This window comes from Ruminococcus sp. 1001136sp1_2201st1_G3_2201SCRN_220225, assembly GCF_040924365.1.
Lineage (GTDB): Bacteria > Bacillota > Clostridia > Lachnospirales > Lachnospiraceae > Blautia_A > Blautia_A faecis.
The window spans coordinates 1-7,826 of record NZ_JBCOME010000090.1 but is presented as its reverse complement, the minus strand read 5'-3'; the positions used below and the strand labels follow the sequence as shown (position 1 = coordinate 7,826).

Below are 7,826 nucleotides of genomic sequence, written 5' to 3'. Positions count from 1 at the left end.
CTGTAAATAATGATGACAATGCCGCTTCTATGGATCTGGCTGCTGGAAATGCAGCTGAGTATGTAGGTACTCTGACCGGTGAAAAAGTTTCTGTAGAAAATGGACGCATTCATGTAACCGTTGCCGGAAACAGCGGCAATATCTGGGTTCCGGCTGGGGATATGCCAGAGTATAAGCCGGTAGAGATGAATGCAAAGACACCGGAAACTACTAATACAACAGTTAAGGCTGACAACGCAGACCAGACAAAAGAGGAAGCTGCTGCCACTGTCGCAGAGCAAAATACAACTCCGATCTCTCAGGCACTGAAAAATGCTGCGAATACGGACAGCATAAAGGAAACGGTTGCGACTACTGTAGGTAACTCTGATTGCACCGCAAATGCTTCTGAAAAAGCAGCTGATGGTACAACATCTAATACTACTACCGCATCCGAACCAGCCTCCGAAAAATCTCAGATAACCGTAGACTGGTCCAAGTCCCCAGAGGACATGACCGTAGAAGAGCTTCAAGCCGGAATCCTTGCGAAAATGGCAAACAATGGTCCGGTAACCGACCAGATGAAGAAAACCGTTTATGACAATATCTGGCATGATTCCCTGGTGAACTGGCTGAAGAGCTTCCGCTGATTTGCGGCAGCCACCAGGATCTTATGCCTGCATAAATACAAAACGCCAGAATGAAATTCGCTTTACCGCATGATAAAGCTTTTCATTCTGGCGTTTTTTATTTCTCAGTCTCTAAACCATAAAATCCTATTTTTAACGGTAGCCTTTCAAATATTCCTTCTGTTCAGACGTAATCCGATAGCTTTTCACTGCCTTCTGGATAGTCTTTTTATGTACCCAGTCCGACAGTCTGTGCTGCTCAATATAAGGTACTGCAGCATCCCATTGCTTGGCCAGAGCGGTGGCAAAATACCAGGCAATCATCATGTTTACATAATATTCCTGTGATTGTACGCCAGCTGCCATTTCAAGATACTCCGGGGAAAAATCCTCGTCCAGAAAAAGGCGCATAAGCATGCCGATCCCGTAGCGAATAGTGTAGGTTTCAGTGGAGGCGATCCACTTCCGGACCTCTTCTAATACTGCTTTTTTGTTCTTACGGAAACACTTTGGCTCTGGGAAATCACAGGTGGCCCAGTTGTCGATATAGGGCAGGAATCGCTGTACTTCTTCCATACATTTCGGATAGTCCTTTATCCCAGTGATCAGCATCATATGAAGGTTATTTTCCTCATAAAACTGGTGAGGAAGCTGCTGCAAAAAGGGCTCTGATTCCGGAGTATCGGCGAATACTTTTGCAAACTTCCGAAGCACCGGAATACGGATTCCAATAATCTTTTCCTTGGCTGTTTCGGGCATTAATTTGCTGTGGAAATCCCGATATTTTATATCCTGTAATTCGAATAACTGCTTCTGCAATTCCGTTAATTCTGCCATACACACTCCCTGTTTTTCAATCTATAACAGACATTTCACTCTAATTTTCAACGAAATTTGGGTTTTCAACTGTCGTCTTTTTAGTTTACATAATGTTTTGCATAATGCTTTTGGCTTACCAAAAACACTCATAGTTGATGTCTATTTGAGCCAATTCTATTCTGCTTTCTCTGCTGCCTCCAGGCTTGCCATCAAAAGCTCATAGAAGTCATCTTCCCCCTCCAGCTTCGGGGAGTTTTCTCCGCCGCCATTGGTACTGCGGCGCATGGTAGCATAGAAGTCTTCTCCGGCAGATACCAGGTCCATTTCATACAATTCATAGCCAAGTTCCCTGCATAATCTGCAAAAAACAGTGAGAGGATCCTTTTCCAAACGGGTTGCCAAAAGCTTTTTTCGAAGTTCACCATCTTTCAGTGCATCACCTTGCAGACGGTCCAGAATTTCCAATGTTGTCATATGCGGTACCTCCTTTTTTGCAGCTATGTTATTTTTATATATTTTAATACCTCAGCTATCTGTGCGCAACTGTTAATTTCAGAATCCATCTGCAATCCAGCAGGTTCTCTAGAGCGTGTTTGAAAAAGGCTTTCTGCAAGATGTGCGTCACACTTTGTGGGAGATTTCGCCCGGATGAGGGCGCCATAGCGGGCTACGGCAACCGAATTCGGGTGAAATCTCCCGCAAAGTGGGGCGTGCAGATTGCGGGAATGATTTTTCAAACACGCTCTAATACCAGTTAGTACATCGAAAATTAAGTATCTGCTATATTGACGCAGGATGATTTCTTCATATGCAAGGCGGAGAAAGGAGGCATAGCGGTGGCTACGGCGACCGACGACAACGCAGCAGATGAAAAATCAGACAAGTCAATATGGCAGTTACTTAATATTCGATGTACTAGTCATACTGCATTGTGATATTCCTCCACATAACTCTGCTTCTGATCTGTCATTACTAGCATCACTTCATCCATAGCCGGGCCGATATACTGGATCTTATCTGGAGGAGCGGCGATAATAAGCTGTAATGGAAGGCGTCTCAGGAATTCCAAAACGCCGCCGATTCTTTCATCATCCATGTTATTAAAGGCCTCATCAAAGAGCACCAGCCCAGCTGCCTCGCCACCAATATTATTGCTGTAAAGCTGCACAAAAGAGGCTGCCACTGTCACATAAAACGGGGTCTGTGTCTCACCGCCGCTCTTCTCTTCACATACCTTGGAATAATAAGAATAGGTGCCGTCATTATGAATGATCTTAATGTCATAATCCATGTAAGTACGGTAATCCGTAAACTCGTCAAGAGCCTGTGCACTGTTATCTCCACTTACCGAAAGCTGTTCAAACAGCTCCTCGATTACATCTTTATGAGCCTCATGGAAGATTCCCGAAAATAGGGATTCGCCTTGTGTCACATTGAAATCATCCATGATCATTTCATAATAATTGCGGTATTTTTTACTTGGCATAAACTGGAATTCATAGCGTTCACTGCTAAAATCAATGCCCTTTAACGCCTTGTTCAGTTCCTTAAATTCCCCCTGTGCAAGCTTCATATTCTCCTGTAATTTCGCCAGAAACTGCTCATGAAATTCTGTTTCTGCCGCTTTATGGGCAGACTGTACTTTCTCCTCATAATCAAGAAGTTCAGAGTTTTTCAAACGTTCATATACCGCCTCAAATTCAGGAAAACCATCCAGACTGGCAGCTGCACCAAAATCATGCTCGGTCTTATACTCCACCATGGCATTTATCATATTGTCTTTGGCAATCTGACATCTCTCACTGTTATATTTTCTCTTATTAGAAGGCAGTTTATAAAAATATTCACTTTGAAACTGCTCAATTGATCTTACTCCCAGAGCCTCCTTATATTCCCGATTCCAGCTATTTAAACGTTCTCCCGCATCTGCTGCAAGAGTGGTTACCTCACTCTTTCCGGTAATCTGTTTTTCCAGAAGTGTCTGTTTTCTGGCAACCAAATCCTGGATCCGGGCACGCATTCCACCGATTTTTTCCGTGTCGGAGCTGATGGTGTAATCCAATCCCCTAAGCATTTTTTCCAGCTCATCCAGCTGCAGCTGCTTCTGGATCAGGGTGGAATTTTCTTTCAGTTTTCGTATATTTTCCTCACATTTATCAATGGATTTATTTAACATACGAAGGGTAGCGATCACATCCAGACGGTACTTAATATCCACGTCACTTTCTGTAGAAAGAAGTCCCAGAATCTCTTTTGTGTCAGACAGCTTTTTCTCCTGATTTTCCATTGTTTCACTAAGCTTCTGAAATTCTTCTTCAGCCTGTGCCAGCTGTACGGTAAAAGCATTTTTGCCGATAAACGGCACACGAAATACCTCTGGTTTGATGGCACTTGCCACACAGTTCTGATATCTCATACAGCCCTTTGTGATAGAAACAGAATACTTTTTCAGGTCTTCGTAACGCTCGCACATCTGTACTTTTCCAAGGAGCATGTTGCTGTACTGACGGGCATATTTGTTCTGGGATGTGACTACTTCTGCCAGAGTTCCAGCAGGCGCAGTGTCGTATTTTTCCAGATCTTTCGTATTGATCAGACCTACTCCGTAAACCTTTTTCTCTCTTCGAAGACGGTCATAAATACCAAGTGCAATATCGAAGTTCTCCGGTTCTACAAGCACATAAAAACGCTGCGTATTCAGATACCCCTCTACTGCGTTTCGCCATTCCTCATCCTTAATTTCCAGCATTTCGCAGAGCACTCCAGGCTGGATTTCTCTTCCAATACCCGCAAATTCTTCCTGTACAGACTCCACAAGAAGCTCTACTCCAGATGGATAAGTCAGCTTTTTGCGTTTCAGTTTATTGATCTTTTTGCTTAATTTCTCCCATTCTGTCTGGTTCTGATTCAGCCGGATCTTCAGCTGCGCCTGCTCTTCCTGCAGTTCTCCATAGCGCATCTGTTTGAAATGGATCACATCATCTGTAAGGCTCTTTATTTCTGTTACATTGATATCACCATCCAGAGTTTGAAGTTTTTTCCGGTATTCACGGATACAGGAAGCGAAATCTGCGCCAGTTCCATTTTCTGCATTTGCAGACTGACTCATTTCGGTAGAAACTGCTGCAGAATATCTGGAAGTGTTCCCTGCCTCTATAGTCCGTAACAAACTCTCGCAGTCCCTGGCCGCCTGAGCCACGCTCTTCTTCAATTCCGTCTCCTCATTCATAGCTTCCTGTCTCTTATCCCGAAGCCTTTTCAGCTCTTTTTTCTCCTCTTCCAAAGCTACAAATTCCTGGTTATGGCGCAGTTCTACACGGATATTTGTGGCAATTTCCTGCTTTTCAGAGCGCTCTTTCTGAAGCATTTCCAGCTGGGCTTTCGCCTGGGAAAGACGGATTTCTTCATTCTTTCTGGCAGTTTCCAGACTGGAAAGCTGTCCTTCCACAAGCTCCAGCTCACTACGTTTCAGGAAATACTCGTACATCCTGTCCTTTTCAATACGCTCCTGTACACGCTGGTACAATTCCTGTATTTTTTTCAGTTTTTTCATGCGTTTTTTCACGTTATCAAGGGTACGTTCCATATCCTGATAAGTACGCACATTCTCCCGAAGTACATCAATATTGACTTCTTTTTCATCCAGCACGTAAGAGTAAACAAAGTCCTTAATATCGTCGATGGGCTTAAATGCAAGCGCTTTTGGAATCAGACGGAAGAACTTATCTTCAATCCTTCCAAGTCTTGCTGTGACCATTCTACGGGCTTCTACATTGGTCTTGCACCACTGGCGGATATCAATGTTGGAACCACGGAATTCTGCAATGGATTTCACCTGGTTTCCGTACAGGAAAAGATCATCTGAGATCCTGGTATTCTCCATCAGATACCGCACTGTGGTCTCCTGGCCCTCAGAAGCAGAGTCCACAACAGCACCGATAATGAAATATTTATCCTTGCTTTCCTCATAAAATTCCAGGGCAACATGAGCGCTGATCTCGCCGGTACGCTCATAAGGCTGGTTTTCTTTTCCTGTTTTACAGCGGATATATCCGGTAAGCCTTCGCTTGCCATTCTCGTGGGCCGCCTTGTTAAAATAGCCGGTGGAACAGATGATCACAAACTGGATCGCGTCCAAAAGAGTGGATTTTCCAGCGCCGTTTTCACCAGATAAAAGAGTAGAATCTCCAAACTCTATGGTACAGTTATTAAACCTGTGCCAGTTAATCAGCTTCATCCTCGTCAGTTTCTTCATCGCTTTCGTTTCTTCCCTTTCTGTATGTCTCCAGTTTCTCATATGCTGCCTTAATGTCTTCTGCACGTACCACCATCAGAATGGAGTCGTAAATCAGAACACGAGATTCTTCATCTCCCATATCCTTATCCAGAAGCTCCACGATCTGATATCTTCGGAATAGGCTCAGGGCATTTCGCATGGTGGTTTTGTCGATTAATCTGTCACGGATATTAAGACTCACAAACTTATCCTGAATGTCTCCAAGGTTCACGATTACTTCCTCTATTGCGGAAAGCTCACGCTTCTTTTCATCGTAAAGAATTCGCAGGATCAGAAGTACAATGGAATCATAAAGCTTCAGATTCATCCGGTTATACCCTCTCGGACTGGTCAGCTGAATCACTCCATATTCCTCGTTTATCTCAAGGCGATAGCCAAGAACGCCCAGATATTCTTTAAATTCTTTCCTGTATTTCAGCACAAAATAATAATCTGCTTTGGTATTCTGGTTTCCTTTGCACAAAAAGCAGGTTCCCAGAAGACGGTTGCAAACCCTGCTGAAATTATCCTTTTCTTTTTGCAGCATTCCTTCCAGATATTCCATTTTCTCTCCTCCGTATCCGAAAATCTTTGAAACGGTAGCCGTTTACTTCCCGTTCTTCCAGAGTTTCTATTACATATCCCATATTTTTGCGCTGACCGTAAAGGCGCACATAGATCAGTTTGATAAAATCCTCTTCATTATTGAGAGGAAGCTGGCTTGCTTCCAGCTCATCTTTTTCCGCCAGATAACGGTTTACGTAGTTCTGAATTTTCTCTACACTGATCACTTTCCGGATCTTTTCTGCCATCTTTCTCATTTTCTCACGGCGAAGCTCTTCGTCTGGTTCCTCATTCTCCAGACTGGAGGGGATGAATTCCTTTTTCCCTTCTACTGCCAGATACAGAGAACTTTGTTCCAGAATAGAACACTGGCAAATACGCACCAGATCATCCAGAAAATCAATGCGGTAGATTCCCCCAAGATCCATATTTTCCCGGTTGATTTCTTCATTAATTCCCATGAGTATTTCTTTCAACTGCCCCCGCACATCTTCATTTCCTGCCAGGAGAAATTTAGCACGGTTGATGGCAGCTCGCTGGTACTGGGTATTTTTCTGGTTGATTTCCTGAAGAATCTCGTCCATATTGCGGAAAGCCTCAATAATTTCGTGAAGATAACGGTAGGTCAGTTCCCGCCCCTCTTCCTCGGAAACCTCCCGGATAGCTGCAATCTCTGCAGATGCCTTTTCCAGAAATTCCTCATTGTGGCTTTTTTTCTCCAGGCACTGCATAATTTCCGGACGAAACTTGGAAACATTGTCAGAAGTCAACAGGCGGTGGTAGGCTTTGTCTACAATATTGGTAATGTAGTCGTTAAACAGTGCATCCATAATCTGGGCAACCGTGCTGTGTCTGGTAAGGTCATCAATGTAGTGTTTGATGTTGGAATTGAGGTTTTTCAGACCAGTGATCAGGTAGTCAGTGTTTTCCCAGATCTGCATGAGCACGATACCCGGCTTATCCATGGTGCCTTTTACCAGACTGTAGATGGTATAAATGTACCCCTGGTATTCAATTTGTTTCCCATCTGCGATATCCAGGAGTGTTTTGATTATTTTCACAGCGTATTCCTTGAAGTTTACACGCTGTACGTAGCTTTTGTCTGTTTCCACTTCGATCCAGCCGTAGTATTCCAGGCGGCGCAAAATGCCGTTAGCCCGGCTTCGGCTGTCATCAGCCTGGAATTCTTCTTCCACCAGCTGGGCCGCATTTTCCTGTCCAAAATAAAATTCCAGCTCGTCTACCAGCACTTCTCTTTCCACGCCAAAGGAGAACTGGTGTTCCATAATGGCAAAAAGGCGGCTGATACATTCCCAGTATACAATTCGGTTTGGAGAAGATAATGGGACAAAAAAGTTGTCGGGGATTATGTGAAACATAGGGGTGTCCTTTCTTTAAACGTAAAACAAGGGACAAACTGCTTTGTCCCTGAAATCTTTCTTTATTTTAGCATAGCCGGTTTTATTGTACAAGGTTTTCTCAGTTGCTATTTAGTGTGTTGAAAGTTGTTCAAGGCGGACGCATTCGGACAATGGTGATTGCTCACTCGCCGGCGCAAC

Annotated in this window: 6 protein-coding genes and 2 pseudogenes; 2 read left to right on the top strand and 6 right to left on the bottom strand. The window is 43.9% G+C overall.

The window, feature by feature from the left end; genetic code table 11:
• Positions 1-629: pseudogene (locus tag AB5642_RS19000) on the top strand (alpha-amylase); the annotation flags it as partial.
• Positions 630-761: 132 nt separating this feature from the next.
• Here AB5642_RS19000 and AB5642_RS18995 read toward each other — a convergent pair.
• From AB5642_RS18995 to AB5642_RS18985, 3 genes and pseudogenes are all read right to left on the bottom strand, one after another.
• A complete protein-coding gene (locus tag AB5642_RS18995) occupies positions 762-1,445 on the bottom strand; it encodes a DNA alkylation repair protein (protein ID WP_173719605.1) in 684 nt (227 codons plus the stop codon).
• Positions 1,446-1,601: 156 nt separating this feature from the next.
• Positions 1,602-1,901: a hypothetical protein gene (locus AB5642_RS18990; protein WP_173717214.1), complete on the bottom strand. Its 300-nt coding sequence runs from the start codon at positions 1,899-1,901 to the stop codon at positions 1,602-1,604.
• A 23-nt stretch (positions 1,902-1,924) separates the two neighbouring features.
• Positions 1,925-2,104: pseudogene (locus AB5642_RS18985) on the bottom strand (DUF6783 domain-containing protein); the annotation flags it as partial.
• Between AB5642_RS18985 and AB5642_RS18980 the strand changes: the two are divergent.
• Positions 2,042-2,185 carry a DUF6783 domain-containing protein gene (locus AB5642_RS18980; protein ID WP_306467808.1) on the top strand — a complete coding sequence of 48 codons (144 nt, stop codon included), beginning with the start codon at positions 2,042-2,044 and terminating at the stop codon, positions 2,183-2,185. The pseudogene AB5642_RS18985 and the gene AB5642_RS18980 overlap by 63 nt on opposite strands.
• Positions 2,186-2,346: 161 nt before the next feature.
• On the opposite strand, the gene AB5642_RS18975 is transcribed toward AB5642_RS18980, so the two are convergent.
• The 3 genes from AB5642_RS18975 to AB5642_RS18965 are packed head-to-tail and all read right to left on the bottom strand — an operon-like array spanning position 2,347 to position 7,646.
• A complete protein-coding gene (locus AB5642_RS18975; RefSeq protein ID WP_173719604.1) occupies positions 2,347-5,682 on the bottom strand; it encodes an ATP-binding protein in 3,336 nt (1,111 codons plus the stop codon).
• On the bottom strand, positions 5,651-6,268 hold the full coding sequence (locus tag AB5642_RS18970) for a DUF4194 domain-containing protein (RefSeq protein ID WP_118583732.1): 618 nt from the start codon (positions 6,266-6,268) through the stop codon (positions 5,651-5,653). Before AB5642_RS18970 ends, AB5642_RS18975 begins: the two co-directional genes overlap by 32 nt.
• Positions 6,228-7,646 (bottom strand): Wadjet anti-phage system protein JetA family protein, encoded by a 1,419-nt coding sequence (locus AB5642_RS18965; RefSeq protein ID WP_173719603.1) that lies wholly within the window; start codon positions 7,644-7,646, stop codon positions 6,228-6,230. Before AB5642_RS18965 ends, AB5642_RS18970 begins: the two co-directional genes overlap by 41 nt.
• Positions 7,647-7,826: the final 180 nt, after the last annotated feature.